This is a genomic window from Streptomyces sp. NPDC048650, from assembly GCF_043199095.1.
GTDB lineage: Bacteria > Actinomycetota > Actinomycetes > Streptomycetales > Streptomycetaceae > Streptomyces.
Genome location: NZ_JBICVM010000016.1, coordinates 137,832 through 164,171, shown reverse-complemented (window position 1 = coordinate 164,171; position 26,340 = coordinate 137,832). Strand labels below are relative to the sequence as shown.

The following is a 26,340-nucleotide window of genomic DNA, read 5'->3' as shown; positions in this document are numbered from 1 at the left end:
ACGCCCGGTTACATTTCGAACCCGGAAGCTAAGCCTTTCAGCGCCGATGGTACTGCAGGGGGGACCCTGTGGGAGAGTAGGACGCCGCCGAACAAGTTTTAGAGAAAGCCCCGTTGGGAACCTGGTTCCCGGCGGGGCTTTTTCGCGTTCCCCGGGAGTGGGGACCCGCGGCGTGGCGTGGCCGGCGGGGCAGGTAAGGTCGGGGGCATTGTCGGCACATTTCCCACAGGAGGCTTCCGCGTGGAGGTCCAGGAGACGCAGGTCCAGACGGATCGCGTCCTCACCATCCCGAACATTCTGAGCATGGGGCGCCTGGTCGGCGTGCCGGTGTTCCTGTGGTTGATCCTTTGGCCGGAATTCGGTGGGCCCAAGGCCGATGAGTGGGCGCTGCTGATTCTGGCGCTGAGCGGGGTCAGCGATTACCTCGACGGCAAGCTCGCCCGACGCTGGAACCAGATCAGCAGCCTGGGCCGGATCCTGGACCCGGCCGCCGACCGGCTCTACATCCTCTCCACCCTCGTCGGTCTGACCTGGCGCGAGATCCTGCCGGTCTGGCTCACCGCCGCGCTGCTGGCACGCGAGCTGATGCTGCTGATTGCGGTCGGGGTCCTGGGGCGTCACGGGTACGGCCCTCCCCAGGTGAACTTTCTGGGGAAAGCGGCTACGTTCAACTTGATGTATGCCTTCCCGTTGCTCCTGCTGAGCGACGGAAGCAGCTGGCTTCACACACTGGCCGCGATTTTCGGATGGGCGTTCGCAGGATGGGGTACGGCGCTCTATTGGTGGGCAGGGATCCTCTACGTGGTCCAAGTCCGCCGGCTCATCAGGGCGGACGCCACCGCCGACTGAGCTCGCCGAAGCGGCAGATTGTGCCAAGGCCCGGCGCCCGGACGTGACACAAGAACAGTGGGCGATCTGGACAGGTGAAGTCGGCAAGACCGTCGTCTCTTAGAGGAGGACGCTTCCGACATGAAGGCCGTTGTGATGGCGGGCGGTGAAGGCACGCGCCTTCGCCCCATGACGTCAAGTATGCCGAAGCCGCTGCTGCCGGTGGCCAATAGGCCGATCATGGAGCATGTGCTGCGGCTGCTGAAGCGGCATGGCCTCAGCGAGACCGTCGTGACCGTGCAATTTCTTGCCTCGCTCGTCAAGAATTATTTCGGCGACGGCGAAGAGCTCGGTATGGAGCTCACGTATGCCAACGAGGAAAAGCCACTGGGCACGGCGGGCAGCGTCAAGAACGCGGAAGAGGCTCTCAAGGACGATGCCTTCCTCGTCATTTCGGGTGATGCCCTCACCGACTTCGACCTCACCGATCTGATCCGTTTCCACAAGGAAAAGGGTGCGTTGGTCACGGTCTGTCTCACGCGTGTGCCCAATCCGCTGGAATTCGGCATCACCATCGTCGACGAGGCGGGCCGAGTGGAGCGGTTCCTGGAAAAGCCCACCTGGGGCCAGGTGTTCTCGGACACGGTGAACACCGGCATCTACGTCATGGAGCCCGAGGTCTTCGACTACTTCGAGCCCGACGTCTCGGTCGACTGGTCCGGTGATGTCTTCCCGCGGCTCATGAAGGAGGGCAAGCCGATTTATGGCTATGTTGCCGAGGGCTACTGGGAGGACGTCGGCACCCATGAGAGCTACGTAAAGGCCCAGGCCGATGTGCTCGAGGGCAAGGTCGATGTCGAGATCGACGGCTTCGAGATCTCGCCGGGGGTGTGGGTGGCGGAGGGCGCCGAGGTACATCCGGACGCGGTGCTCCGCGGTCCGCTGTACATCGGTGACTACGCCAAGGTCGAGGCGGATGCGGAGATCCGCGAGCACACCATCGTCGGCTCCAATGTCGTGGTGAAGACCGGGGCCTTCCTGCACAAGGCCGTGGTGCACGACAACGTCTATATCGGTCAGCACAGCAATCTGCGCGGGTGCGTGATCGGGAAGAACACGGACATCATGCGGGCCGCCCGGATCGAGGACGGCGCGGTCATCGGCGACGAATGCCTGATCGGCGAGGAGTCGATCGTCCAGGGCAACGTGCGCGTCTATCCGTTCAAGACGATCGAGGCCGGCGCGTTCGTCAATACCTCGGTGATCTGGGAGTCCCGCAGTCAGGCGCATCTGTTCGGGGCACGCGGGGTGTCGGGGATCCTCAATGTCGAGATCACGCCGGAACTCGCCGTGCGGCTGGCGGGTGCGTATGCCACCACGCTGAAGAAGGGCTCCACGGTCACCACCGCCCGTGACCACTCGCGAGGCGCGCGGGCGCTCAAGCGGGCGGTGATCTCGGCGCTGCAGGCCAGTGCGATCGATGTCCGCGACCTCGAGAACGTCCCGCTGCCCGTGGCACGACAGCAGACCGCCCGGGGCAGTGCCGGCGGGATCATGGTGCGCACGACGCCGGGAGTACCGGACTCCGTCGACATCATGTTCTTCGACGAGCGCGGAGCCGACCTCTCCCAGGCAGGCCAGCGCAAGCTCGACCGGGTCTACGCCCGCCAGGAATACCGTCGCGCCTTCCCCGGGGAGATCGGCGATCTGCGCTTCCCGGCGAGCGTGTTCGACTCGTACACCGGATCCGTACACCGTGCCGTGGACACGACGGGTGTCGCCGAGTCCGGGCTGAAGGTCGTCGTGGACGCGTCGAACGGTAGCGCCGGTCTGGTCCTGCCCAGCCTGCTGGGGCGGCTCGGCGTCGATTCGCTGACGATCAACCCCGGTCTCGACGAGTCCCGTCCCACCGAGACCGCCGACGCACGGCGTGCCGGACTCGTCCGGCTGGGAGAGATTGTGGCGTCGGCGCGGGCCGCCTTCGGCGTGCGGTTCGACCCGGTGGGCGAGCGGCTTTCCCTGGTGGACGAGCGCGGCCGGATCATTGAGGACGACCGGGCGCTCCTGGTGATGCTCGATCTGGTGGCGGCCGAGCGGCGCAGCGGGCGGGTGGCGCTGCCGGTGACCACCACCCGGATCGCCGAGCAGGTGGCGGCGTACCACGGGACGCAGGTGGAGTGGACGACCACATCGCCCGACGACCTGACCCGGGTGGGCCGGATGGAGAACACGGTCTTCGGCGGGGACGGGCTCGGCGGCTTCATCATTCCCGAGTTCAGCAGCGTCTTCGACGGCGCGGCCGCGTTCGTTCGGCTGATCGGCCTGGTGGCTCGCACCCAGCTCACCGTCAGTCAGATCGACGCGCGGATTCCGCGGGCGCATGTGATGCGCCGTGACCTGGCCACCCCGTGGGCGGTCAAGGGCCTGGTCATGCGGCATGTGGTCGAGGCGGCCGGTGACCGCGAAGTGGACACCACCGACGGTGTGCGGGTCGTGGAGACCGACGGGCGCTGGGTGCTGGTGCTGCCGGACCCGGCCGAGGCGGTCACGCATCTGTGGGCGGAGGGGCCGGACGACGCCTCCGCTCAGCAGCTGCTGGACGAGTGGGCGGCTGTGGTGGACAGCGCCGGGCGCTGACCCGAAGACCACCGGCGTGCCCGCAAGCGGGCACGCCGGTGGGGCCATTGGGAGACTGCACGGCCGACGTGCGACGATGTGCGGCATGTCGCAGCAGCGCCCCGAGCGGAGCACTCCCCAGAAGTCGGCTGCGCGCCCCGACGCCTCCATGTCGCTGCTGACCAACGTGATGGATCACAGCCTGGACGACGGGTACGCGGAGGCCGCCGCGCGGAAGTCCGCTGCGGGCGTCCGCGGTCTGCCGCGTACCCTGCGGGCGAAGGTGGGACTCGCGGCCGGCCTGGTGTTGGCGGCGCTGGTGGTCACGGTCGGGGCCGCCCAGGCGCGGATATCGGCACCGACGCTGGCGAAGGAACGCGAAGAGCTCATTCATCGCATCCAGAAGGGCACGGGCGAGGCCGACCGGCAGCAGAAGCGGGTGGACGCGACCCGGGACGCGGTCAGCAGGATGCAGCGCGAGGCGCTCAAGAAGCACGGCGGTGACAAGGCTGAACTGCTGGCCCTGTTGTCCGGCTCGACGCAGGTCACCGGACCCGGCGTGAAACTCGTCGTGGACGACGCCAAGGCCGCGGAGTCCAGCGGGGGAGGGCCGCGCGAGAGCAGCGGTTTCTCCGACACGGGGCGGGTACGCGACCGGGATATGCAGCGCGTCGTCAACGGCCTGTGGGAGTCCGGCGCGGAGGCCATCTCCGTCAATGGGCAGCGGCTTACGTCACTCTCGGCGATCAGGGCGGCGGGAGACGCCATACTGGTCGACAACAAGCCGCTGGTGCCGCCCTATACGGTGCTGGCGGTGGGGGACGGGCAGCGGCTCAGCACCGCGTTCCAGGACAGCGCCGACGGCCAGTATCTGCATGTGCTGCAGGAGAACTACGGCGTGCGCACGAAGATTTCCGCCGAGAGCGAGGTCACGCTGCCGCCCGCGCCCAGTTTGACCGTACGTACCGCAAAGCCGCAGGCCGGTGCCGCCCAGGCGGACGGTGCCGACACAGGGAAGGGCACATCGTGATCGCCGTACTGGGCCTCATCGTGGGAGTCGTGGTCGGGCTTGTGGTCCGACCCGTGGTGCCGACGGTGGTCGAGCCCTACTTGCCGATTGCTGTCGTGGCGGCGCTGGATGCCGTGTTCGGCGGCCTGCGCGCGATGCTGGACGGCATCTTCGATGACAAGGTCTTCGTCGTCTCCTTCCTCTCCAACGTCGTGGTCGCGGCGCTGATCGTCTTCCTCGGGGACAAGCTGGGGGTGGGTGCGCAACTCTCCACGGGCGTCGTCGTGGTGCTGGGCATCCGGATCTTCTCGAACGCTGCCGCGATCCGCCGACACGTCTTCAGGGCGTGAGGCGGATGGCAACGGACGACACGCCGGAGCCGGAGAAGAAGCCGGAACCGCAGCAGGACCGCAGCCCCGCCGACCGGCAGCCGATGCCTCCCGAGAGCCGGCCTGTTCCCGAGGCGGCGGAGGAGGGGACCGAAGGGCCCAAACCGGACGACGCGCAGCAGAACGACGAAAAGCCGACAGGTGCCGACGCTCCGCCCGCGGACGGGAAGGATGGGGCTCCTGGAACGCCGGAGAACGGCCGGCAGCGGTTGGCCGCGAGCCTGTGGCCGCCGAGGCTGACCCGGGCTCAACTGATCGTTGCGCTGCTCCTGTTCATTCTCGGCCTCGGTCTGGCGATTCAGGTACGTTCCACAAGTGACAGCAGTGCGCTGCGTGGTGCACGCCAGGAGGACCTGGTGCGCATTCTGGACGAACTCGACAATCGCTCCCAGCGGTTGACGGACGAACAGCGGCGTCTGGAAGGGCAGAAGACCGAGCTGGAGAACAGCTCGGACCAGGCCGAGGAGGCCCGTAAGCAGACCGTGGAGAAGGAGCAGCAACTGGGTGTGCTGGCCGGGACCGTCGCGGCGCAAGGGCCCGGCATCAACCTGACCATCGACGACCCCACGCACTCCGTCGAAGCGGACAAGCTGCTGGACACCATCCAGGAGCTGCGAGCGGCAGGCGCCGAGGCCATTCAGGTCAATGACGTAAGGGTCGTCGCGAACACCTATCTGTCGGATGTCAGTGGTGGTGTGGAGATCGACGGCAAGCGGGTCACCCAGCCTTACCGCTTCAAGGTCATCGGCAAGCCGGAGGACCTGGAGCCGGCGCTGAACATCCCCGGTGGGGTGGTTCAGACATTGGAGAAGGAGCAGGCCAAGGTGTCTGTGACCCGGCAAGGGAAGATCGTTGTGGACGCCTTGCGAGAGGCGAAGCGGCCTGACTACGCTCGGTCGTCATCGCAGTGAGGTGTCCACATATGGCCATGGCCCGGGGAGGGCATGAGGTAGCGGGGGGTCGGCGCACCGTGATTGTGGTGTGTGGTGGAAACTGTCTGCAGGCCACGGACGTTCACAGGATGTCCGGATCGGCCGGTGTGTGCATCGAGGGTTCGTCCTGCCCCACGGGCGGGTCTGTTTCGTTCAAGGGGAATCGCCCGTGAAGTTGTTTGGAAAGCTGTTCGGCAAGAGCGCCCGCCAGGAGGGCGGCAGTGGCTCGGCGCGGCATCGTGCTGCGGGCCGGGCCGATGAGAGCGGAACGGGCGAGGACCGTCCGCTCTTCCGTGATGAGGTCAGCGGTCCGTCTGGGGGGCACGGCGCGGGTTCTGTTGACCCCTCCGGGGCCGGCCGCATAAGTTCCCAGGGACCATCAGCCTCATCCACGGGTGGAGGGTTGGCCTTGCCGGTTTGTACGAGGTGCGGGCATCGGAACGCCGAGGCGAGCCGGTTCTGCTCCAACTGTGGTGCGCCGCTGCGCCCGGGCGCACAGCCCGAGCGCGCCTCCGAGACGACCTCGACCATCTCCATCTCGGGGATCGAGGCCTACGACGCGGAGGCGACGGGCCAGACCCAGATGCCGTCGCTGTCGCCCGAGGCCCAGGCCGCGGTCGATGCCCTTCCGCTGGGTTCGGCGCTGCTGGTCGTCCGCCGGGGTCCGAACTCCGGCAGCCGCTTCCTGCTGGACGGTGAGCTGACGACGGCGGGCCGGCATCCGCAGGGCGACATCTTCCTCGACGATGTGACGGTCTCGCGCCGGCACGTGGAGTTCCGCCGTGGCGCCGACGGCCGCTTCAGCGTCGCCGACGTCGGCAGCCTGAACGGCACGTACGTCAACCGTGAGCGGATCGATTCGGTCGCCCTCGCCAACGGCGACGAGGTCCAGATCGGCAAGTTCCGGCTGGTCTTCTATGCGAGCCAGCGAGGTGCCGGTATCTGACCGGCCAGGGAAGGCATATGCGCCACTCACCGACGGGCGGTGCCGGGTCCTCCGGCGCCGCCTCCTCGGACGGCAAGCCGGTGAGCATCGGTACGGTGCTCACCTTGCTGCGCGAGGAATTTCCCGAGGTCACCATCTCCAAGATCCGCTTCCTGGAGGCCGAGGGACTGGTCGAGCCGACGCGCACGCCTTCCGGGTACCGCAAATTCACCGCTGCCGACGTCGAGCGACTTGCCGGCGTCCTGCGGATGCAGCGGGACCACTATCTTCCCCTGAAGGTGATCCGGGAGCATCTGGACGCCCTGGAGCGCGGTGAGCAGGTGCAGCTGCCCGCCCAGGCCACTTCGTCCCGCGACCTGGTTCCCGGTATGCGTGAGTCGGGCGAGGACCGCCCGGCGGCGGCCCGGATCGGCCGGGCCGAGCTGCTGGCGGCCGTCGAGGCGGACGAGACGGCGCTCGTCGACTGGGAGTCGTACGGGCTCGTGGTCCCCGGTGCCGACGGCGGCTACGACAGCGAGGCCGTCACGGTCGCGAAACTCGTCGCCGAGCTGGGACGTTTCGGTCTCGAGCCGAGGCATCTGCGGGCCGTGAAGGCGGCGGCCGAGCGTGAGGCGGGCCTGGTCGAACAGGTCGTGGCACCCCTTCGGCGGCACCGTAATCCGCAGACCAGGGCGCATGCGGAGGCCACCGCCAGGGAGCTGGCGACGCTGTCCGTGCGCCTCCACGCGGCGTTGATCCAGACCGCTCTGCGGGACCTGCTCCCGTGAGCAAATGACGGCCCGACTACCCAAACCTGCCGGGCACGTCCTAGGGTTGCTGTGTGAACGAGCTCGACGTCGTGGGTGTCCGGGTGGAAATGCCTTCCAGCCAACCGATCGTGCTCCTGCGGGAGGTGGGAGGCGATCGTTACTTGCCCATTTGGATCGGGCCAGGAGAGGCCACCGCCATCGCCTTTGCCCAGCAGGGCATGGTCCCTGCCAGGCCGCTGACACACGACCTCTTCAAGGACGTGCTGGAAGCGGTGGGCCAGGAGCTGACGCAGGTCCGCATCACGGATCTGCGTGAAGGAGTGTTCTACGCCGAACTGGTCTTCGCCAGCGGCGTCGAGGTCAGCGCGCGTCCGTCCGACGCCATAGCGCTGGCGCTGCGCACCGGGACGCCGATCTTCGGTACCGACGGTGTGCTCGACGACGCGGGCATCGCGATCCCGGACGAGCAGGAGGACGAGGTGGAGAAGTTCCGCGAGTTCCTCGACCAGATCTCGCCCGAGGATTTCGGCAGCAGCCAATGACTCCGGTCGGCCGAAGCGTCTGATTCCGGCCAAACTATTTAGCCATTCCCCGTGCGAGGTCACGAGAAACCACTCGTAGGGTGATTATCACTCGGCGTGGCGAGCGCGGCGATCGTTGACGCACCCCAGGTGACTGCATACCGTCGATAAGGCAGGTCCCGTCCGGGACGTGGAGGACGGAGGGTGGCGTGGCAATCACCGGCGACGGTACGGCAGCGGAAGGGGCGTTGCCGCTCCACCCGAATGCCGCAGCGAATCGGGCACCTGCGCGGCCCACGGCGGTGTCGGGGGACTGCGCGACGGGGACCATCGGCTACCGCGGCCCGACGGCGTGTGCCGCGGCGGGCATCACCTACCGCCAGCTCGACTACTGGGCGCGTACGGGCCTGGTCGAGCCGAGCGTGCGCCCCGCCTACGGATCCGGCACCCAGAGGCTCTACAACTTCCGGGACGTCGTCGTCCTGAAGATCGTCAAGCGGCTGCTGGACACCGGGGTGTCGCTGCAGAACATCCGCACCGCCGTCCAGCACCTGCGCTCCCGTGGGCTGGACGATCTGACGCGGATGACGCTGATGAGCGACGGCGCCACGGTCTACGAGTGCACCTCGCCCGACCAGGTCGTCGACCTGCTCCAGGGAGGCCAGGGCGTCTTCGGGATCGCCGTCGGCGTGGTGCTGCGGGACGTGGAGGGTGCGCTCTCCGAGCTGCACGGCGAGCGTCTGGACACCGGCGAGACCCTCGTCGGGAAGAACCCGCGCGACGAGCTGGCGCGGCGGCGCAACCGGGCCGGCTGAGCGGCGTAGGCGGCTCCCGGCACGGCACGAGGCCGAATGTCAGTGGCATGCGGCAGCATCGGACGCGTGAGAGCCGCGCCGACGATTCTGCATCTGGACATGGATGCGTTCTACGCGGCCGCCGAGCAGGCGGCCAAGCCCAGTCTGCGCGGGAAGCCGGTGGTCGTCGGCGGGATCGGGCCGCGCGGCGTGGTCGCCACCGCCTCGTACGAAGCGCGGGTCTTCGGGGTCCGCTCCGCGATGCCGACCGCGCAGGCGCGGCGGCTGTGTCCCAACGCCGCCTATCTCAGTCCGCGGTTCACTCTCTACCGCCAGGTCAGTGACCGGGTGATGGAGCTGCTGCACGCGCTGTCGCCGCTGGTCGAGCCGCTCAGCCTGGACGAGGCGTTCGTGGACCTGGAAGCGGGCGGCGTGGCGGCCGAGGTGGGCGCCGTGCGGGCGGTGGGGGAGCGACTGCGGCGGGACATCCGGGAGGCGACGGGGCTGACCGGCTCCGTGGGGCTGGCGGGGGCCAAGATGCTGGCGAAGATCGGGTCGGAGGCGGCGAAGCCGGACGGCCTGGTGGTGATCGAACCGGGCACGGAGCGGGAGCTGCTGGGGCCGATGCCGGTGCGGGCGCTGCCGGGGGTGGGGCCGGCGACGGCCGAGGCCCTGCGGCGGGCCGGAATCCATACCGTCGCCGAGACCGCGGAGGCGGGGCAGGACGAGCTGGTGCGGCTGTTGGGCAAGGCGCACGGGGCCGGGCTGTACGCGATGGCGATGGGGCGGGACGACCGCCCTGTGGTGGCCGAGCGGGACGCCAAGTCGATCTCGGTGGAGGACACCTTCGCGGTGGATCTGACCGACCGCACGCGGGTGCGGGCCGAGCTGGTCCGGCTGGCCGAGCGCTGTGTGCAGCGGCTGCGCGCGGCCGGGCGGTCGGGGCGCACGGTGGTGATCAAGGTCCGTAACTACGACTTCTCGACGCTGACCAGGTCCGAGACGCTGCGCGGGCCCACGGACGACCCCGCGGTCGTCCGGGAGGCGGTGGGCCGGCTGCTGGACACCGTGGACACCACGGGCGGGGTGCGACTGCTGGGGGTCGGCGTGAGTGGGCTGGCCGACTTCACGCAGGAAGACCTGTTCGCTCAGCTGGCGACCGAGCAGGAGGCGGCGGAGGCGGTGGCCAGGGCGGCGGTGGCGGAGCAGGCGGCCGAGGCGGCGGGGGAGCAGGAGCCGACGGAGGAGCGGCCGCGGTGCTGGCATCCGGGGCTCGATGTGATCCACGACGACTACGGCGCCGGGTGGGTGCAGGGCAGCGGGGTGGGCAGAGTGACCGTGCGTTTCGAGCAGCCGTGGTCCGCACCGGGGAGAGTGCGGACCTTTGCCGTCGACGACCCGGCGCTGCGGCCGGGGGATCCCCTGCCGCTGGGGGGCGGTCCGCCCGAGGGCGGTCAGTCCTCCGAGCCGGCGACCCGGCCGAAGTCCTGGTCGCCGGAGGACGGGTCGGAATCGGGGGCGGGGGAGGAGATATCCAGTCGGTAATGGTGGTAGAGCTGAAGTTCCTGCTCAGGGGAGAGATGGCGGCCCACCCCGAAGTCCGGGGCGTCCTTGATCAACTTGCGGTCGTAGGGGATTTGCAGCCCCTCGTCGGCCAGCTCGCTCGGCTCCAGCGGGACGAATGCGTCCCGGCTGAAGAGGCCGGTACGCACCGCAGCCCACTCGGGCTCGCCGGTCGCGTCATCGAGATATACCTCGTCAATGGTCCCGATCTTGGTGCCGTTCCGGTCGAACGCTTTGCGGCCGATCAGGCTCCGGGGATCGATATCGGTGTGCACAGCCCCTCCTTGTGGTCGCAACTGCCCTGTGACAACTACCAAACGTCACATTTAATGCCCTGGCCACTCGAAGGTTCCCCCGACAGGTGCGCTGGTAGGCTGACGGATGGCCGCTGACCCCATGCGGGAGAGTCCCTTGCCGTTCACGGCGGGGGCGCCGAAGGAGCAAATCCTCCCCGGAATCTCTCAGGCATCCGTACCGCATGGACGAGGTCACTCTGGAAAGCAGGTCGGGCCGCGGGACGCATGAATCCGGGCCCCTCCTCACCGACGGTGAAAGCCGGGCCGCAGCCTGCGGACCGGTGAAGCTCTCAGGTTGAGATGACAGAGGGGGAGGCCGTCCGGGCACCAGCGCCTTGGTGCCCCTCGTAGGTCGCACTGACCAGGAGGCCCCCGCAGATGACCATGAATCGCATCTCCTTGACCGAGCTGGAGCGCGGTACGCCCTTCGAGCGCCGGCACGTCGGTCCCGACCACGAGGCGCAGGCGAAGATGCTCGCGCAGGTCGGCTTCGGCTCGCTGGACGAGCTGACCGCCACCGCCGTTCCCGACGTGATCAAGAGCGCCGAGGCCCTCGGCCTGCCGCAGGCCCGTACCGAGGCCGAGGTCCTGAAGGAGCTGCACGGTCTCGCGGACCGCAACCAGGTCCTGGCGTCCATGATCGGGCTCGGCTACTACGGCACGTTCACCCCGCCGGTGATCCTGCGCAATGTCATGGAGAACCCGGCCTGGTACACGGCGTACACGCCCTACCAGCCGGAGATCTCGCAGGGCCGCCTCGAGGCGCTGCTGAACTTCCAGACCATGGTCGCCGAGCTGACCGGACTGCCGACGTCCGGAGCCTCCCTGCTGGACGAGGGCACCGCCGCCGCCGAGGCGATGGCCCTCTCCCGCCGCGTCGGCAAGGTCAAGCAGGGCGTCTTCCTGGTCGACGCCGACTGCCTGCCGCAGACCATCGCGGTGATCCAGACCCGTGCCGAGCCGACCGGTGTCGAGGTGGTCGTCGCGGACCTCACCGACGGCATTCCGGCCGAGATCGCCGAGCGCGGCGTCTTCGGCGTCCTGCTGCAGTACCCGGGCGCCTCCGGCGCGGTGCGTGACCCGCAGGCCGTCATAGCGCAGGCCCAGGAGCTGGGCGCGGTCGTCACCGTCGCCGCCGACCTGCTCGCCCTGACCCTGCTGACCTCGCCCGGCGAGCTCGGCGCGGACATCGCTGTCGGCACCACCCAGCGCTTCGGCGTCCCGATGGGCTTCGGCGGTCCGCACGCCGGCTTCATGGCGGTGCGCGAGAAGTTCGCCCGCAGCCTGCCCGGCCGCCTGGTGGGCGTCTCCGTCGACGCCGACGGCAACAAGGCCTACCGCCTCGCCCTGCAGACCCGCGAGCAGCACATCCGCCGCGAGAAGGCCACCAGCAACATCTGTACCGCTCAGGTGCTGCTCGCCGTGATGGCCGGGATGTACGCCGTCTACCACGGTCCCGAGGGCCTGCGGACCATCGCCCGGCGCACCCACCGCTACGCCACCGTCCTGGCCGAGGGGCTGCGGGCCGGCGGGGTGGAGATCGTGCACGGCACGTACTTCGACACGCTCACCGCGCGGGTGCCCGGCCGGGCCGCCGAGGTCGTCGCCGCGGCCCGTGAGGCCGGGGTCAACCTCCGGCTGGTCGACGCGGACCTGGTGGGGATCGCCTGCGACGAGACCACCGGGCGCGCGCAGCTGTCCGGTGTCTGGGGCGCCTTCGGGGTGCAGGGCGACGTCGAGCAGCTGGACGCCGCCGTCGCCGAGTCGCTGCCGCCCGAGCTGCTGCGCGGCGACGACTACCTCGCGCACCCGGTCTTCCACCAGTACCGTTCCGAGACCGCGATGCTGCGCTACCTGCGCACGCTGGCCGACAAGGACTACGCGCTGGACCGCGGCATGATCCCGCTCGGCTCCTGCACGATGAAGCTGAACGCCACCACGGAGATGGAGCCGGTCACCTGGCCCGCCTTCGGCCAGCTGCATCCCTTCGCGCCCGCCGACCAGGCGCAGGGCTACCTCACGCTGATCCAGGAGCTGGAGGAGCGCCTCGCCACGGTCACCGGCTACGACAAGGTGTCCATCCAGCCGAACGCCGGCTCGCAGGGGGAGCTCGCGGGTCTGCTGGCCGTCCGCGCCTACCACCGCGCCAACGGTGACGAGCAGCGCACCATCTGCCTGATCCCCTCTTCGGCGCACGGCACCAACGCCGCCAGCGCCGTCATGGCCGGGATGAAGGTCGTCGTCGTCAAGACCGGCGAGGACGGCGAGGTCGACGCCGACGATCTGCACGCCAAGATCGAGAAGCACCGGGACGAGCTCGCGGTGCTGATGGTGACCTACCCCTCCACGCACGGTGTGTTCGAGGAGCACATCACCCAGATCTGCGCGGCGGTGCACGACGCCGGCGGTCAGGTCTACGTCGACGGTGCCAACCTCAACGCGCTGGTGGGTCTGGCCGAGCCCGGCAAGTTCGGCGGCGATGTCTCGCACCTGAACCTGCACAAGACGTTCTGCATCCCGCACGGCGGCGGTGGCCCCGGCGTCGGCCCGGTCGGCGTGCGCGCCCACCTGGCGCCGTACCTGCCCAACCACCCGCTGCAGCCGACAGCGGGTCCCGAGACGGGCGTCGGTCCGATCTCCGCCGCCCCCTGGGGCTCGGCCGGCATCCTGCCGATCTCCTGGGCGTATGTGCGTCTGATGGGCGGCGAGGGCCTCAAGCGCGCCACCCAGGTCGCGGTTCTCAGCGCCAACTACATCGCCAAGCGGCTGGAGGCGCACTACCCGGTGCTCTACACCGGCCCCGGCGGCCTCGTGGCCCACGAGTGCATCATCGACGTCCGGCAGCTGACCAAGGCGACCGGCGTGAGCATCGACGATGTCGCCAAGCGGCTCATCGACTACGGCTTCCACGCGCCGACGATGTCCTTCCCGGTGGCCGGCACCCTGATGATCGAGCCGACCGAGAGCGAGGACCTGGACGAGCTGGACCGGTTCTGCGACGCGATGATCGCCATCCGGGCGGAGATCGAGAAGGTCGGCTCGGGCGAGTGGGACAAGGACGACAACCCGCTGCGCAACGCCCCGCACACCGCGGGCGTGCTGGTCGGCGACTGGTCGCATCCGTACAGCCGCGACGAGGCCGTCTTCCCGGCCGGCGTGGTGGCCGCGGAGAAGTACTGGCCGCCGGTGCGCCGGATCGACGGTGCTTTCGGCGACCGTAACCTCGTCTGCTCCTGCCCGCCTCTGGACGAGTACGACGCCTGATCCGTCCGGGCCACGTCGCCTGATCCGTCCGGACAACATCAAGGGCCCTCGGCAGCTGCCGGGGGCCCTGTTGTTCTGCCGGGTGCGAGCCTGTCAGGCCACGCTGGCGACCCGTTCGGTCTGCGACCGGTGCGGAGCGATGACCTGCCCGTCCGGCAGCAGCTCGCCGGTGTCCTCGAAGAGCAGGACGCCGTTGCACAGCAGGCTCCAGCCCTGTTCGGGGTGGTGTGCCACGGGGTGCGCGGCTTCCCGGTCGCTGGAGTCGGCGGACGGGCAAGGAGGTTGGTGCTGGCACATGGAAGTTGTCTTTCGCTGCGGTGTGAACGTCGTCGTGCGGCTCGATGAGATGGTCATGGCCGCTCCCCCGTTTCCATCGGTTGGTCCCAGTGTTGCCCCACGGACGGGTTTCCGCAGGGATTTCGCGGCAGTGGTAGTCACTGAAGAGGGACGCATCACCCGTGCGGGCGGTTCAATTGCATGCCTCACCAAGGAGGTTGGGACTCCTGGTGACCCAATGGACCGCCTGGGTGAGCGCAGCCCGGCGCCCCGCGGCCCGAGCGGGTCGCGGGGCGCCCGGCGGGGCGGGCGAGTGCGCCGTCAGGCGGCCGGGGAATCGAGCAGGGGGCCGGGTGGCGTGAGGCGCAGGGTGAGCCGGGGGAGCAGATCGGCGACCCGCTGCGGGCGGTGCGGGGCGATCCCCGGTGGCGCGGGCGCCAGGGGCACCAGCAGATCACCGGGGTCGGGCAGTCCGTCCGCGCCGTCCGAGGTGATGTCGTGGTGCAGCCACAGCGTGAGCATGTACAGCTCCGGGACGGACAGCAGCCGCGGCTGGTACGGCGTGGCCAGCGCGTCGGCCTGCTGAAGTGCCTGCTCGGTCGCGGCGACATACGGGCCGCCGCAGAAGTGCGAGAACGTCCAGCCGTCGGCGGTGAGCATCGCCTCGGCGGCCGCCACGGCGCGCTCGCCGCTGCGGACCAGGAAGCGCCAGCCGGCCAGGCGGGTCTGTGGCGAGCCGCCCGCGCGGCTGACGTCGTCCCAGACATGGACGGGCAAGGGGCGGTCGGGGCTGAGCGGACCCTGATGGGCGCGCAGCGCGGAGGAGGGGGCCTCGCGGACGGCGGTGGGAGAGCTGAGGGCGGCTAGGACGCTACGCAGGGCGGGCGCAGGGGCAGGCGGGAGGTGCAGCGGCATGGTGGGTCGCCTCTCACTTCGGAGACACGGTGAAGCCGGGCAGGTGCGGACGGCGCTGTCAGCGGGCGGGGCCAGAGCATGGCCGACCGGCGCGGCCGCCCGGTGGGTCAGCCACATGCCCGGTGCCGGTGAAAACGCCACGGCACCGGGCGCCAACTCTCTGCCTCGTGTGCGGAGTTTATACGACGTATGTTCTGAAAATGTTTCGGCTACTGGTCTTGTGGATTTCCGGCAAGGCGGAATCCGGACCCTTCCTGAGGGGGGTTTCCTCCGCTTTGCGTGGGCCTTTGTGGGCGTCACCTCGGAAATCCCGGAACGCGCGGTAGGCCGGATCTCGTCGGCGTTTCTCACAAGAGAAATGCGTATGGGATCTGCCGTGGAGATATGCCATTGGAGTACGCCGACGAGAGTGCCCTCGCACGTTCCGAACCATCCGTCACTTCGAGCCTATCGGCACGGGTGCACCCCCGATGCGTTATCGATCAGAATGCTGGGGCATCATCGACCGTAGCGCGTGCCCCAGTGGTGTCGGGGACGGCCCCAAACAGCCCGTGGACGCGGGCCGTTCACTCGATCGAGGAGGGACCCTTCGATGGGGGAGAAGGCCGCCGTGGACGGGATCGACCTGGCCGACCGGGAGCGTTATCGAAGAAAGCTGCACGAGTGTCTCGCGGGTCTGCGCGGGCTGCTGACAGAGAAGCGGTTCGACCGACCCAGGAATCTCATCGGCCTGGAGATCGAGCTCAATCTCGCGGGCGCGGACGGACTGCCCCGCATGCTGAACTCCCAAGTTCTGGAACGCATCGCGAGTCATGATTTCCAGACCGAACTCGCCCAGTGCAATCTCGAGGCCAACATCACGCCGCATCCATTGTCCGGACGCGTCCTCGACCAGCTTGCCGAGGAACTCCGTACGGGCCTCGCCTACGCGGACCGAAAGGCGCGTGAGGTCGCCGCCCGGATCGTGATGATCGGGATTCTGCCGACCCTGACGGCCGCCGACCTGACGGCCACCAACCTCTCCGCCGTCGACCGCTACATGCTCCTCAACGACCAGATGCGGGCGGCCCGCGGGGAGGACTTCGCCATCGACATACAGGGCGTCGAGCGGCTGGTCTCCCGGTCGGCCTCGATCGCTCCGGAGGCCGCCTGTACCTCCGTCCAACTGCATCTCCAGGTCACCCCGGGACGCTTCGCCGCCGTCTGGAACGCCGCCCAGGCCATCGCCGCCGTGCAGGTGGCCGTCGGGGCCAACTCGCCCTTCCTCTTCGGCCGGGAGCTGTGGCGCGAGTCGCGGCCGCCGGTCTTCCAGCAGTCCACCGACACCCGGGCGCCCGAACTCCAGGCCCAAGGGGTGCGCCCCCGCACGTGGTTCGGCGAGCGCTGGGTCGACTCCGCCTATGACCTCTTCGAGGAGAATCTGCGCTACTTCCCGCCGCTGCTGCCGATCTGCGGACCGCAGGAGCCGCTGCGGATGCTCGATGAGGGCGAGGTGCCCGACCTGTCGGAACTGGTACTGCACAACGGCACGGTCTACCGCTGGAATCGCCCCGTCTACGCCGTCGTCGACGGCGTCCCGCATCTACGGGTCGAGAACCGGGTGCTGCCGGCCGGCCCCACCGTTGCCGACGTCATCGCGAACACCGCCTTCTACTACGGCCTGGTGCGGGCGCTGGCCGAGGAGCCCCGCCCCCTCTGGACGCGCCTGCCGTTTGCCGCCGCGTCCGCCAACTTCGACACCGCCTGCCGCTACGGCATCGACGCCTCCCTCCAGTGGCCGCGGTCCGGCCGCGCCGGCGGCATCGCCGAGATCCCCGCGGTACGGCTCGTCCGGCAGGAACTGCTGCCCTTGGCGGCCGCCGGACTGGATGCCTGGGGCGTCGAACCGGCCGACCGGGATCTGTATCTGGGCATCATCGAGGAGCGCTGCGCCCGCCGGGTGAACGGCGCCTCCTGGCAGGCCGCCGCCTACCACCACGCACTGCGGCAGGGCCTGGACCGGGATGCCGCACTGACCGCGATGACCTGCCGCTACAGCGAGCTGATGCATACCGGGGAGCCGGTGCACACCTGGCCGGTCGGCTGGGCGGTGGGGGCGCCGCCGGCCGTACCCGGGGCTCGGCACACGGTGGAGACCTAGGGGCTGTCGTGTGGACAGGTCGGTCCCGCGGCCCCTTGCAGGCGGACGGGGTCAGTCGCCCCCCGGGCGCCAGCGGGCACATGCGGAGCCCGGGAACCTGTCCGATACTTGAGGGTGCATCGTTCCTCCGGGCGTGCACGGTCGGTGCGCGAGAGCGCGCCGCGAGGTGCCCGGTGCCCTGAGGGTGCCCATGCGGCGGGTGCCGATCTGCCGCGACCGCCGACAGTGCAGCGGAGGTGGCGTGTTGGCCTCAGCATCGCAGCACCGCCCGGTGCGGGACGAGCGGCCGGAGTCCGCGGGACGCGCCGCTCCCGTCCGGCAGACGGGCGGCGTGCTCTTCTCGTTCGCCCCGTGGATCATCTTCGGTGTCGTGAGTTCCCCCAGCACCTGGAAGTACGCCGTGCTGGCAGCTCTGTTGGCGTCGGTCGTGCTGTGCCTGCCGGACCTCAAGCGCGGCGCCCCGAAGATGCTCAACCTGACGGGACTCGTCTTCTTCGTCGTGCTGGGTGTGCTGGCGTTCTTCCTCGACCGGGGGGACCTCTACGACCTGGAGAAATACAGCCAGGTCATCGCGAACACGGTCATCGCAGTGGTGGCGCTCGGCTCGCTGGCGTTCGTCCCCTTCACCGAACAGTACGCGCGGGAACAGACGCCACCCGAGGTGTGGCGGTCGCCGCTGTTCCGGAAGGTGAACGTGCGGCTGACGGCTCTGTGGGGAGGCGCCTTCGCCCTCAGCGCGGTGAGTTACGCGATCGGGCTGCAGACGAGCGCCGGCTCCGACTGGTTCAATTGGATCATCCCCATCGGGCTCCTCGTCGTCGCCATCAAGGTGACGGCCTGGTACCCGGATCACGTCCGGGCTACCGCGCTTCGGACGGACTCGTCCGGCGCGGCTCCTTCGTCCCCGCCGCCATGATGGCCTTGAGGACCACCTGGTGGATCTGCGACGGGTCGTTGACCCGGTGCGCCGAGCCGCCGGTCGGGGCCACGATGCGGTCCAGGGCCGATTTGTCGGCCTCCGGGCCGATCGCGATGGCGATCAGCGGCACCGGCCGCTTCGGGTCGGCGAGTTTTCTGAGCCTGCCGGCCAGCGCGTCCAGCCCGATGCTGCTGGAGTCGTCGTCGGCGCCGTCGGTGACGACGACGAGGGAGTTGAACTTGCCGCTCGCATACGTCCGGCGGGCCTTTTCATAGGCGGCGAGTGTGGTGTCGTACAGGCCGGTGGCGCCGTTGGGCACCGGAGCCAGCGCGCCGAAGGCGGTGACGAGTTCCTCGCGGTGGGTGCCGCCGTGTTCGCCGCCGTCGCCGAGCCGACGGGTGGGGGACAGCTCCACATAGTCCTTGTCGCCGTCCAGGCGGGTGGCGAACTTCCACAGTCCGATCTCGTCCTCGGGCGTGAAGGTGGCCAGCGCCTGGAGCAGCGAATTCCTGGCGAGGCCCATCCGGGACTGGCCGCCCCCGCCGGGGACCGCGTTGCCCATGGACGCCGAGGCGTCCACGACCGTCGTGATGCGGGCGCTCTGCACGGTGATCGTCCACATGCCCAGCAGCGCCCGGAGGTCCTTCGGCGACGGCGGATCGGCCGTGGCGGCGGAGTACGGCTGCGGTGTCCGTCCGCCGGCGGTACAGGTCACCGCGGCGTCGGCCGCGCCGTTGGCTCCGCGAAAGCCTCGCCGGCGCAGCTCCTGCTGTCCCGGGGCGCCACCCAGCAGGGTCATGAAGCGGCTGGCGGCCCGCGTCTGGTCGGCGTTCAGTGTGCGGTCGTCCACCAGTGTGTACGGGTAGTCGAGCCGGGCGCTGCCGTCGCGGGGATAGAACAGGTCGAGGTCGGGGCCGCCGGCCGGGCCGGAGTTGTGGGCATGGGCGGCCTGCTCGGAGAGCAGCAGCGCCTGGTTGCGGCGCGGGTTGCCGCGTTCGGCGCCGGAGCCGTCGTGCGGCAGGGTGGCCACCACCTGACTGTCGCCGTCCGCGACCCGCTCGTAGAGCAGCTTGGCCGCGGCGGCGGTACGGGCTCCGGCATCGCCGCCCGAGCCGGAGCCCCGGGAATCCTTGGCGTAGCCGGCGTCGATGCGGGACAGCGCGAGCAGTCCGGTGGCGCTGCGGGCGGGGTCGGCGACGCCCAGGCGGAGCTCGTCGTCCGTGGTCGCGGTCCGGGTCAGCTCGGACCAGGTGTAGGTCTTCTTCGGCCAGCCCAGTGAGGCGGCGGCCGAGGGGACGGCACCCAGCGTGATCGGGGAGGAGGCGATCGGGCCGACGGGGGTGAGCGAGGTGCCGCTCTCCGATCCGACGCGGTCGACCCACAGGCCGGAGTCCGGTATCCAGACCTGGAAGCCGGGGGCGGCCGGCCGCCGTCCGAGGGTGTCGGCGACCTCGTAGGAGGCCCGCGCGGCGACCTTGACGTCCAGGCACTTGCCGTCGCTACGGACCTCGTCGACGCGGGCCCTGGCGGCCACGGTCTTGATCGCCGGGGCGATGTCGGGGGAGGCGAGCACCCGCAGGCGGACCGATGCGCCGCCGCACGGCTTGCCGAAGGGGAGCAGATCGGTGCGCAGCGCGACGACGGTGCCGGCCGCGACGGCGAGGACCAGAGCGGTGGCGACGGTGCGGCGGCGGTTGCCGGAGCGGGCCCCCGTGCTCTCCGGTGCGGGCGGGTCGGGCAAGCTGTGACGTCCCATTGCGGAAGCACCTCTCCTGATGCTCGGAGCCCGACGTCGCGGACTCGATCGGGATGGGGCGGGGAGAGAATTCGCGCCACGTGGCTGGCGCCCGTCCCCGGCCTGTCGCGCGCGATCTTCGTACCTGCTTTCGAGACCCTAGCGGGGCGATGGTGGTGAAGAGGCGGTATTGCGGAAGTGGAGGAAGCGTGGAATCGGAGGCAAGTTCCGTGGCCGGTGCGGACATTCCAGGTCAGGGGCGAGGTGCGGGGGCCCTGGAAGGGCCGTGCCGGAGTGTCCTGAGGAGCGAGGCGCTGCTCGTGCTGGCGCTTTCGCTCGGGGCCAGCGCACTGTCGGCGCTCATCAGTTTCATCGGTTCGGTGACCCGGTCCGGTGCCCTCAAGCATCAGGCGGCGACGCTCAACGGCTCTCATGCGCCGGGCCGGCCGTGGCTGGATCTCGCCTGGCAGCTGTTCGGTATCGCGACCGCCCTGGTGCCCGTTGCCCTGGTGGCGCACTTCCTGCTCCGCGAACGGGCCGGCGGGCTGCGGGCGATCGGCTTCGACCGCCGGCGGCCCGCCTTCGACCTGAGCCGCGGCGCCGGGGTGGCCGCGATCATCGGCGGCAGCGGGCTGCTGCTCTATCTGGGCGCGCGGGCGGCCGGATTCAATCTCACGGTGGTCCCCGAGGCGCTCCCCGAGGTGTGGTGGAAGATCCCGGTGCTGATCGCCTCCGCGGTGCAGAACGCGGTCCTGGAGGAGGTCGTCGTCGTCGGCTATCTGCTGCGCAGGCTGGGGCAGTTGGGCTGGACCCCGATGGCCGCGCTGGCCGCCAGCGCGGTCCTGCGCGGCTCCTACCACCTCTACCAGGGCATCGGCGGCTTCGTCGGCAACACGGTGATGGGCGTGATCTTCGTTTTGCTCTACCGGCGCTGGGGCCGGGTCGGCCCGCTGGTCGCCGCCCATGCCCTCATCGACATCGTGGCGTTCCTCGGCTACGCGCTGCTCGCGGGCCGGGTGGGATGGCTGCCCACGGCGTGAGGCGGCCGTGGCGCGGGACGCGGCCGGCCGGTCCCGCGCCGCCTCGGAGCAGTCTCAGCCGGTGGCCAGCAGCTCGCCGTCGATGACGGTGACGGCCCGGCCGCTCAGCAGCGTGCGGTCGCCGCGCAGTTCCGTGCGGACGACGCCGGTGCGGGCGCCGCCCTGCAGTCCCACCAGCGCGTCGCGACCCAGGCGCGCCGACCAGAACGGGGCGAGCGCGGTATGCGCGCTGCCCGTCACCGGGTCCTCGTCGATGCCCACGTTCGGGAAGAAGCAGCGCGAGACGAAGTCGTGGCCGCCCTCGGGGTCTTCGGCGCGTGCGGTGGCGATCACGCCTCGACCGCCGTGCCCCGCCAGCGCCCTGAAGTCGGGTGCCAGCGTCCGTACCGCCTTCTCGTCGGGCAGCTCGACCAGCAGATCGCCGACCTGGGGGCCGGTGTCGTGTGCGGACCGGATCTCGGTGCCCAGCGCTCCGGCGACGACGGGAGGCACCGCCACCGGCGTCAGTGGCGCCGTGGGGAAGTCCATGGTGATCGATCCGTCGTCGTCGGCGGTGGTGAACAGCACGCCGCTGCGGGTGCGGAAGCGGACCGTGCCGGTCGCCGTCCCGGTGGAGTGCAGCACATGGGCCGTGGCCAGAGTGGCGTGCCCGCAGAGGTTCACCTCGGCGGCGGGGGTGAGCCAGCGCAGCGCCCAGTCGGCGTCGCCGCCCGCCGGCAGCGGATGGGCGAACGCAGTCTCGGAGAGGTTGACCTCGGCGGCGACCTGCTGGAGCCAGGTGTCGTCGGGGAACGTGTCCGCGTCGAGGAGCACCACTCCCGCGGGGTTGCCGGCGAACGGACGCGCACTGAAGGCGTCGACGATACGAATCCTCATGGCCGCGAGCGTAGAGGTGCCGGGGAACCGCAGGCCAAGGCCAATCCCGGGAAAGTGGCAGGGCGGGCAGGGGGCGCGGTGGGGATCCGCCCGGCCGGGGTGGGCATGGCGCGGGTGGGCATCGCGGAGCGGGCAGGGACGGCGCAGGTGTCCTGTCTCGACAAAGTCAGTCGTCCGTATCTCCGCTGACCCGCGGGGATCGGATCGGATGAGACGCGCGGGCTCGGTCACGTGGCTGAGACGAATCCGTACGCACGGCCCGCCACCCGTCCGCACAGGGGCACTGCCTGGGCGATCACGAACATGTCGCCTGCGTGGTCGGCAGCCGCGTCGTGCCGCGGCCCTGGGCATGGGCATGGGCCGAACGGGTGCATCCTGATCCGGTCTGCGGGGGTGGGCCGCTGTGATCGCGATCTTGCCTCGTCCGCGGGTTATGGTCCCGCGTGGAGACGCTCCCCTGGGCAGTTCCTGCTGCTCCCGCTGGTGTGCTTGGAGGCTCGCGGGTATGCCCCGTTCGTATGGCGGGTCAGCGGACGGCCGACGCGGCTTCCTGGCCGGGCTCCGGTCGGGAGCGGGCGCCCTGCTCGCGGCGGCCGCTGCGGTGCTGAGCACGCTGATCATCGCCACGCCCGCCGCTGCGGCCGTGCCCAGTTGCAGCGTCGGGGCTTACGTCACCGACCTCTACGCGGTGGATCCGGTCAGGCGCACCGTGAATGCGGACCTGTGGCTGTGGAGCGTATGCCCACGCAAGGATCTTGCCGCTGTCCCGCGTCTCGAGTTCACCAACGCGACGAGGACGATGCTGAGCGCGCCTTCCAGCGAGAAGGTGGACAACGAGTACTGGACGCAGGTCAAAGTGTCCGGGACCTTCCGGCAGACCTTGGACCTGACGGACTTTCCGTTCGACAAACAGGCCGTCCGGATCCAGGTCGAGGAGAACGAGCTGGACGAGTCGCGGTTCGTCTACCGGGCGGATGTGAAGAACTCCACGTACAACCCCAGGATCCATCCCGACGACTTCAAGATCACGAAATTCCGGATCGGTGTCGAGAGCGCGCCCTACAGGACGAACTTCGGCGATCCCCGGCTCGAGCAGGGCGGCAGCAGTCGCTACTCCCAGCTGGTGATCGAGTTCCAGCTCACCCGAGAGGACATCACGAATTTCGGCAAGCAGATCCTGCCGGTATATGTGGCTTTCCTGGTCGCCCTGATCTCGTTTCTGATCTGGTCGAAGGACACCGAGGTCGCCATGGTCGCGCGGCTCGGGATTCTCGGTGCCGCGCTCTTCACGATCATGCTCAACCTGCGGGCAGTCGACGAGGCGATGGGCACCTTCCTGAACGTGACGCTGGTCGAAGAGATCCACTTCATGAGCCTGCTCTACGTACTGATCGGTGTCGCCAACACCACCTACATCATGAAGCTGTTGACCGATCCCATGGCCCGACCGGCGGCGCGGCGCTTCAACAACCGCATATTCGCCATTGCGACGGGCTTGTACGTCATCGTCAACATCGTCGCCATCGCCCTCACCGTGTCGTTCTGAGTTCGTGCACCGCTCGGCGCCGAGGCGGCCGCCGGCCCTGCAGCTGTCGCGCTCCTGACGCGAGCGATCACCCTGCGACCTCAGGTTCCGGAATCCGTCGAGTGTGCGGGCGGGACCCCCTCGGGTAGCGGTGAACCTCCGCCGGCCGAGGTGGGGACCGCGACCGCACGGACGACGACCTCGCCGCGGCCACCGCACACGTCGGCAATGCCAGGTCCGGGAGGCGGTGGCAGCTCGCCGGCGCCGTCAGGGGGCTATCGAGGGGGTTGCTCGGCGAACAGTTCCGATATATCGTTGAGGCATCGCGATCGGTCAACGACCGTAATGCGGCGACAACGGTTCAGGGTCAACCATCGGAAGGATGCCCTCATGCGTTCCCAGGGACATCAGCACGGACATGAGCACGGCAACGACTACGGACATGAGCGGCGTCACGAGCGTGGCGGGCCCGGCGGCGGCCGCCCCGGCGGCTGGGGTGAGTTCGCGGGCGGCTTCGAGCGCCGGCGCGCCGCGTTCGGCGGCTTCGGTCCGCCCTTCGGCGGCCCGCCCTTCGGGGGTGGCCGGGGGCGCGGGGGGCCCCGCGGTCGGGCGCGGCGCGGCGATGTGCGCGCTTCGATACTGGCGCTGCTCAAGGACCGCCCGATGCACGGCTACGAAATGATCCAGGAGATCGCCGAGCGCAGCGGCGGGGCCTGGAAGCCCAGCCCCGGCTCGGTCTATCCCACCTTGCAGCTCCTCGAGGACGAGGGGCTGATCACCAACGCCAGCGACGGCGGCAAGAAGCTCTTCTCGCTGACCGACGCCGGCCGCGCCGAGGCCGACGGCGGATCGGACGCCCCTTGGGAGGACGCCGGACGTGGCGTCGACTGGGAGGCGATGAACGAGATCCGTAAGGCGGGCGGCGGTCTGGTCGAGGCGTTCCGGCAGGTATGGGCCACCGGCAGCCCCGAGCAGCGGGAGAAGGCCATGGCGGTGGTGAACAAGGCGCGCAAGGAGTTGTACCTGATCCTTGCCGAGGAGGACTGAGGGGTGGCTCCCGGGGGTCGTGGCCGGTGCATCGGGCCGCGGCCCCGTGACACCGTGCGCCGGCCCTCAGCCCACCAGTCCGGCCAGCTTGCGCAGCGACTCGTGGAGGGCGGCGCCCGCCGAGTCCTTGAGCTTGCCGGCCATCAGGGAGACCGCGGCCCCGGTGAAGGCGCCGTCGATGCGCAGCGTGGTCGCCCCGCCGTCCGGCGTCAGCTCGTAGCGCATCCCCAGGCTGACGCCCATCGGGCCCTTGCCCTGGATGTCCAGGAGGCGGCCGGGCTCCAGCTCCCGCACGGTCCAGTTCACCTCGGCCGGGAAGCCCATCAGCTTCATGTTCTCCTCGTACCCCGCGCCCACTTCGAGCCTTTCGGGTCCGCCCCGGGGGAAGGCGGTGTGGGTGGCGTTCCACTGCGCGTACGAATCGAAGTCGGTCAGCCGGTCCCAGACCTGCTCGGCCGGTGCCTCGATGCGGGCCTGAGCGGTGACTTCGGCCATGCGGACCACCCCTTCGGTGACTGTGCCCGGCTGTTGCCGCGGAACGTAGCCGCACGGGGGTGAAGGTTCAATACCGGCGACCATCAATCCTGATGGCTCGTCAGATCGGTTTGGGGGCCCCGCCGCGGCGGGGTGGTGAGCAACCGGTCGACGTGCCGGCGGTGCAGGCCGTGTGCCGGGTCCACCGGGACCAGCAGCCGGTCCGGCCGCCGGCGGCCGCGCCGCACCAGGCTGTCGGGCATCACGTCGTCGACCCAGGCGAACGGCCGCCCGGCCGCGTAACGCAGTATCGGGGCCCACTTGCGCGCCAGCAGACTCTCCGGTCCCTCGAACCGCGGGTCGTCGGGACGGCTGAGATAGCCGGTGAACTCGACGACCGGCAGCTCGGGCAGCTCCAGCAGCGGGGCGATGTGGGTGTTCGCGTGGTGCTCCCAGGTGGTGGCCCACACGAGGTCGTACACCGCGGCCAGTTCGCGCAGCCAGTTCGCGTGGTCGACGGAGAGCAGCACGGTGTGGTCGAGCAGGTCGTGCGCGGTGAAGCCGGGCGTGGGGAGTACGGGGTTCAGTACACCGTCGATGTCGAGGAAGAGCAGGGGGCGGGTGACCATCGGAATCCTTCGCCGCGGAGGAGTGCGGATGAGCGGGGCGGGAGTGTCCGGTGGGGGCGGACGTGGAGCCTGTGAGGGGAAGACGTGCGAGGGGCGGTCACCGGTTGCCTGCCGCGGACCTTCCCGGGAGTACCCGGAGGCGGGATGTCCGGCTTCCACATTTTCCCCGCATCTCCTCCGTAAGGATGAGATGTCATGGCGGTGTCCCCAACCACGGTGGGATGCGCAAATGCTTCTCGCCGGGGACGCTGGGGCCCGCAGGGACTGGTGGGGTGGGTCTGTGCAAAACCGTACTGTGTACAGCGGCGGCGCCGGCGCCGCCCAGGTGGACCTCGACACCCAGCTCACCGTGGAGCTGGCGTCCGTCGTCTCCGCTGCCCGCAGGCGGGCCACCCGCGACGGCGACCGCCAGGTGGACACCGCCCATCTGCTGCACGGTCTGCTGGAGTCGGACCCCGCGGTCCGCGACGCGTTCGACGGTGGCCCCCAGATCGCCCGGCTGCTCGGCTACCTCGTCCAGCGCAGCATCGGCTACGGGCTCCGCTGGCACGGCACCGTCGAGGACTCCGGCGCCGTCCCCGTGGTCACCGACGGCGTCGTCCCCGGCTGGTCGCCCGCCGCGGCAGCCGCTCTGGACGGCGCCCTCGACCGCGCGCACGCCCGCTACGCCACCCGGGCCGACTGCCTCGACCTGCTCGCCGCCCTGGTGGACGACCCCGAGTCCCGGGCCGTGGAGGTGCTGCGCCGCGCCTCGGTCGACACGGCCCTGCTCGCCTCCCGCTTGGACGGTGAGGGCTCCGGCCAGGAGTGACAGGGGTCTTCTCGGTGGGGCTGCTGTCGGCGGCTGTCATGATGAC

The 26,340-nt window shown here is 69.9% G+C and carries 24 protein-coding genes, 1 rRNA gene and 1 riboswitch; of the genes, 18 read left to right on the top strand and 7 right to left on the bottom strand.

All coding sequences use genetic code 11. The annotated features are described in order from the left end of the window. The 11 genes from rrf to ACGFML_RS32850 all read left to right on the top strand — a co-directional run. Window positions 1-93, top strand: a 5S ribosomal RNA gene (gene rrf / locus ACGFML_RS32900); the annotation flags it as partial. Window positions 94-240: 147 nt separating this feature from the next. Next, window positions 241-849, top strand: a complete 609-nt coding sequence (locus tag ACGFML_RS32895) for a CDP-alcohol phosphatidyltransferase family protein (RefSeq protein WP_393549296.1) — start codon at window positions 241-243, stop codon at window positions 847-849. Between the two features lie 120 nt (window positions 850-969). Beyond that, window positions 970-3,465, top strand: coding sequence for a sugar phosphate nucleotidyltransferase (locus tag ACGFML_RS32890; RefSeq protein WP_393549295.1), 2,496 nt, complete (start codon window positions 970-972; stop codon window positions 3,463-3,465). Window positions 3,466-3,550: 85 nt separating this feature from the next. Then, on the top strand, window positions 3,551-4,474 hold the full coding sequence (locus ACGFML_RS32885; RefSeq protein ID WP_393549294.1) for a DUF881 domain-containing protein: 924 nt from the start codon (window positions 3,551-3,553) through the stop codon (window positions 4,472-4,474). Next, window positions 4,471-4,803, top strand: a complete 333-nt coding sequence (locus tag ACGFML_RS32880) for a small basic family protein (RefSeq protein WP_003984969.1) — start codon at window positions 4,471-4,473, stop codon at window positions 4,801-4,803. Before ACGFML_RS32885 ends, ACGFML_RS32880 begins: the two co-directional genes overlap by 4 nt. Window positions 4,804-4,808: 5 nt before the next feature. Continuing rightward, window positions 4,809-5,753: a DUF881 domain-containing protein gene (locus tag ACGFML_RS32875; protein ID WP_393549293.1), complete on the top strand. Its 945-nt coding sequence runs from the start codon at window positions 4,809-4,811 to the stop codon at window positions 5,751-5,753. Between the two features lie 118 nt (window positions 5,754-5,871). Beyond that, window positions 5,872-6,720 (top strand): FHA domain-containing protein, encoded by an 849-nt coding sequence (locus ACGFML_RS32870; RefSeq protein ID WP_393549303.1) that lies wholly within the window; start codon window positions 5,872-5,874, stop codon window positions 6,718-6,720. A gap of 17 nt (window positions 6,721-6,737) precedes the next feature. Beyond that, on the top strand, window positions 6,738-7,487 hold the full coding sequence (locus tag ACGFML_RS32865) for a MerR family transcriptional regulator (RefSeq protein WP_393549292.1): 750 nt from the start codon (window positions 6,738-6,740) through the stop codon (window positions 7,485-7,487). Between the two features lie 53 nt (window positions 7,488-7,540). Beyond that, window positions 7,541-8,011 carry a bifunctional nuclease family protein gene (locus tag ACGFML_RS32860; RefSeq protein WP_393549291.1) on the top strand — a complete coding sequence of 157 codons (471 nt, stop codon included), beginning with the start codon at window positions 7,541-7,543 and terminating at the stop codon, window positions 8,009-8,011. 188 nt (window positions 8,012-8,199) lie between these two features. Continuing rightward, window positions 8,200-8,805: a MerR family transcriptional regulator gene (locus ACGFML_RS32855; protein WP_393549290.1), complete on the top strand. Its 606-nt coding sequence runs from the start codon at window positions 8,200-8,202 to the stop codon at window positions 8,803-8,805. Window positions 8,806-8,871: 66 nt separating this feature from the next. Continuing rightward, entirely contained in the window at window positions 8,872-10,329 is a 1,458-nt protein-coding gene (locus ACGFML_RS32850; protein ID WP_393549289.1) for a DNA polymerase IV, read from the top strand. Here the strand turns inward: ACGFML_RS32850 and ACGFML_RS32845 are convergent. Further along, window positions 10,239-10,622 carry a PRC-barrel domain-containing protein gene (locus ACGFML_RS32845; protein WP_393549288.1) on the bottom strand — a complete coding sequence of 128 codons (384 nt, stop codon included), beginning with the start codon at window positions 10,620-10,622 and terminating at the stop codon, window positions 10,239-10,241. The two genes, ACGFML_RS32850 and ACGFML_RS32845, sit on opposite strands and share 91 nt — an antisense overlap. A gap of 114 nt (window positions 10,623-10,736) precedes the next feature. Beyond that, window positions 10,737-10,834: riboswitch (glycine riboswitch) on the top strand. Between the two features lie 187 nt (window positions 10,835-11,021). Here ACGFML_RS32845 and gcvP point away from each other — a divergent pair. Continuing rightward, window positions 11,022-13,907, top strand: coding sequence for an aminomethyl-transferring glycine dehydrogenase (gene gcvP / locus ACGFML_RS32840; protein WP_393549287.1), 2,886 nt, complete (start codon window positions 11,022-11,024; stop codon window positions 13,905-13,907). A gap of 93 nt (window positions 13,908-14,000) precedes the next feature. On the opposite strand, the gene ACGFML_RS32835 is transcribed toward gcvP, so the two are convergent. Further along, the gene (locus ACGFML_RS32835) at window positions 14,001-14,204 is read right to left on the bottom strand and encodes a DUF5999 family protein (protein ID WP_393549302.1); all 204 of its coding nucleotides are present in this window, start codon (window positions 14,202-14,204) and stop codon (window positions 14,001-14,003) included. Window positions 14,205-14,504: 300 nt separating this feature from the next. Beyond that, complete coding sequence (locus tag ACGFML_RS32830; protein WP_393549286.1) at window positions 14,505-15,098, bottom strand: hypothetical protein; 594 nt, start codon at window positions 15,096-15,098, stop codon at window positions 14,505-14,507. A gap of 592 nt (window positions 15,099-15,690) precedes the next feature. On the opposite strand from ACGFML_RS32830, the gene ACGFML_RS32825 reads away from it, so the two are divergent. Further along, window positions 15,691-17,238, top strand: a complete 1,548-nt coding sequence (locus ACGFML_RS32825; protein WP_393549285.1) for a glutamate-cysteine ligase family protein — start codon at window positions 15,691-15,693, stop codon at window positions 17,236-17,238. Window positions 17,239-17,479: 241 nt separating this feature from the next. Beyond that, complete coding sequence (locus ACGFML_RS32820; RefSeq protein ID WP_393549284.1) at window positions 17,480-18,154, top strand: hypothetical protein; 675 nt, start codon at window positions 17,480-17,482, stop codon at window positions 18,152-18,154. On the opposite strand, the gene ACGFML_RS32815 is transcribed toward ACGFML_RS32820, so the two are convergent. Then, complete coding sequence (locus ACGFML_RS32815) at window positions 18,099-19,913, bottom strand: substrate-binding domain-containing protein (protein WP_393549283.1); 1,815 nt, start codon at window positions 19,911-19,913, stop codon at window positions 18,099-18,101. The genes ACGFML_RS32820 and ACGFML_RS32815 overlap by 56 nt on opposite strands. Before the next feature lie 188 nt (window positions 19,914-20,101). On the opposite strand from ACGFML_RS32815, the gene ACGFML_RS32810 reads away from it, so the two are divergent. Continuing rightward, a complete protein-coding gene (locus ACGFML_RS32810) occupies window positions 20,102-20,932 on the top strand; it encodes a CPBP family intramembrane glutamic endopeptidase (RefSeq protein WP_393549282.1) in 831 nt (276 codons plus the stop codon). Between the two features lie 54 nt (window positions 20,933-20,986). Here ACGFML_RS32810 and ACGFML_RS32805 read toward each other — a convergent pair whose 3' ends face one another. Beyond that, window positions 20,987-21,808: a PhzF family phenazine biosynthesis protein gene (locus tag ACGFML_RS32805; protein WP_393549281.1), complete on the bottom strand. Its 822-nt coding sequence runs from the start codon at window positions 21,806-21,808 to the stop codon at window positions 20,987-20,989. 601 nt (window positions 21,809-22,409) lie between these two features. Here ACGFML_RS32805 and ACGFML_RS32800 point away from each other — a divergent pair. Both ACGFML_RS32800 and ACGFML_RS32795 read left to right on the top strand, forming a co-directional pair. Next, window positions 22,410-23,354, top strand: a complete 945-nt coding sequence (locus tag ACGFML_RS32800; protein ID WP_393549280.1) for a hypothetical protein — start codon at window positions 22,410-22,412, stop codon at window positions 23,352-23,354. A gap of 369 nt (window positions 23,355-23,723) precedes the next feature. Beyond that, on the top strand, window positions 23,724-24,380 hold the full coding sequence (locus ACGFML_RS32795; protein WP_393549279.1) for a PadR family transcriptional regulator: 657 nt from the start codon (window positions 23,724-23,726) through the stop codon (window positions 24,378-24,380). 66 nt (window positions 24,381-24,446) lie between these two features. Here the strand turns inward: ACGFML_RS32795 and ACGFML_RS32790 are convergent, their stop codons facing one another. Then, window positions 24,447-24,875: an SRPBCC family protein gene (locus ACGFML_RS32790; RefSeq protein WP_393549278.1), complete on the bottom strand. Its 429-nt coding sequence runs from the start codon at window positions 24,873-24,875 to the stop codon at window positions 24,447-24,449. An 83-nt stretch (window positions 24,876-24,958) separates the two neighbouring features. Continuing rightward, window positions 24,959-25,483 (bottom strand): HAD domain-containing protein, encoded by a 525-nt coding sequence (locus tag ACGFML_RS32785; protein ID WP_393549277.1) that lies wholly within the window; start codon window positions 25,481-25,483, stop codon window positions 24,959-24,961. Between the two features lie 280 nt (window positions 25,484-25,763). On the opposite strand from ACGFML_RS32785, the gene ACGFML_RS32780 reads away from it, so the two are divergent. Further along, window positions 25,764-26,294: a Clp protease N-terminal domain-containing protein gene (locus tag ACGFML_RS32780; RefSeq protein WP_393549276.1), complete on the top strand. Its 531-nt coding sequence runs from the start codon at window positions 25,764-25,766 to the stop codon at window positions 26,292-26,294. Window positions 26,295-26,340: the final 46 nt, after the last annotated feature.

Bases quoted from the DNA above. Each gene is read 5' to 3' on its own strand.
- ACGFML_RS32790 (WP_393549278.1), bottom strand. From the start codon at position 24,875: ATGGCCGAAGTCACCGCTCAGGCCCGCATCGAGGCACCGGCCGAGCAG.
- ACGFML_RS32830 (WP_393549286.1), bottom strand. From the start codon at position 15,098: ATGCCGCTGCACCTCCCGCCTGCCCCTGCGCCCGCCCTGCGTAGCGTC.
- ACGFML_RS32785 (WP_393549277.1), bottom strand. From the start codon at position 25,483: ATGGTCACCCGCCCCCTGCTCTTCCTCGACATCGACGGTGTACTGAAC.
- ACGFML_RS32825 (WP_393549285.1), top strand. From the start codon at position 15,691: ATGGGGGAGAAGGCCGCCGTGGACGGGATCGACCTGGCCGACCGGGAG.
- ACGFML_RS32835 (WP_393549302.1), bottom strand. From the start codon at position 14,204: ATGTGCCAGCACCAACCTCCTTGCCCGTCCGCCGACTCCAGCGACCGG.
- ACGFML_RS32795 (WP_393549279.1), top strand. From the start codon at position 23,724: ATGCGTTCCCAGGGACATCAGCACGGACATGAGCACGGCAACGACTAC.
- ACGFML_RS32875 (WP_393549293.1), top strand. From the start codon at position 4,809: ATGGCAACGGACGACACGCCGGAGCCGGAGAAGAAGCCGGAACCGCAG.
- ACGFML_RS32885 (WP_393549294.1), top strand. From the start codon at position 3,551: ATGTCGCAGCAGCGCCCCGAGCGGAGCACTCCCCAGAAGTCGGCTGCG.
- ACGFML_RS32805 (WP_393549281.1), bottom strand. From the start codon at position 21,808: ATGAGGATTCGTATCGTCGACGCCTTCAGTGCGCGTCCGTTCGCCGGC.
- ACGFML_RS32865 (WP_393549292.1), top strand. From the start codon at position 6,738: ATGCGCCACTCACCGACGGGCGGTGCCGGGTCCTCCGGCGCCGCCTCC.
- ACGFML_RS32815 (WP_393549283.1), bottom strand. From the start codon at position 19,913: ATGGGACGTCACAGCTTGCCCGACCCGCCCGCACCGGAGAGCACGGGG.
- ACGFML_RS32890 (WP_393549295.1), top strand. From the start codon at position 970: ATGAAGGCCGTTGTGATGGCGGGCGGTGAAGGCACGCGCCTTCGCCCC.
- gcvP (WP_393549287.1), top strand. From the start codon at position 11,022: ATGACCATGAATCGCATCTCCTTGACCGAGCTGGAGCGCGGTACGCCC.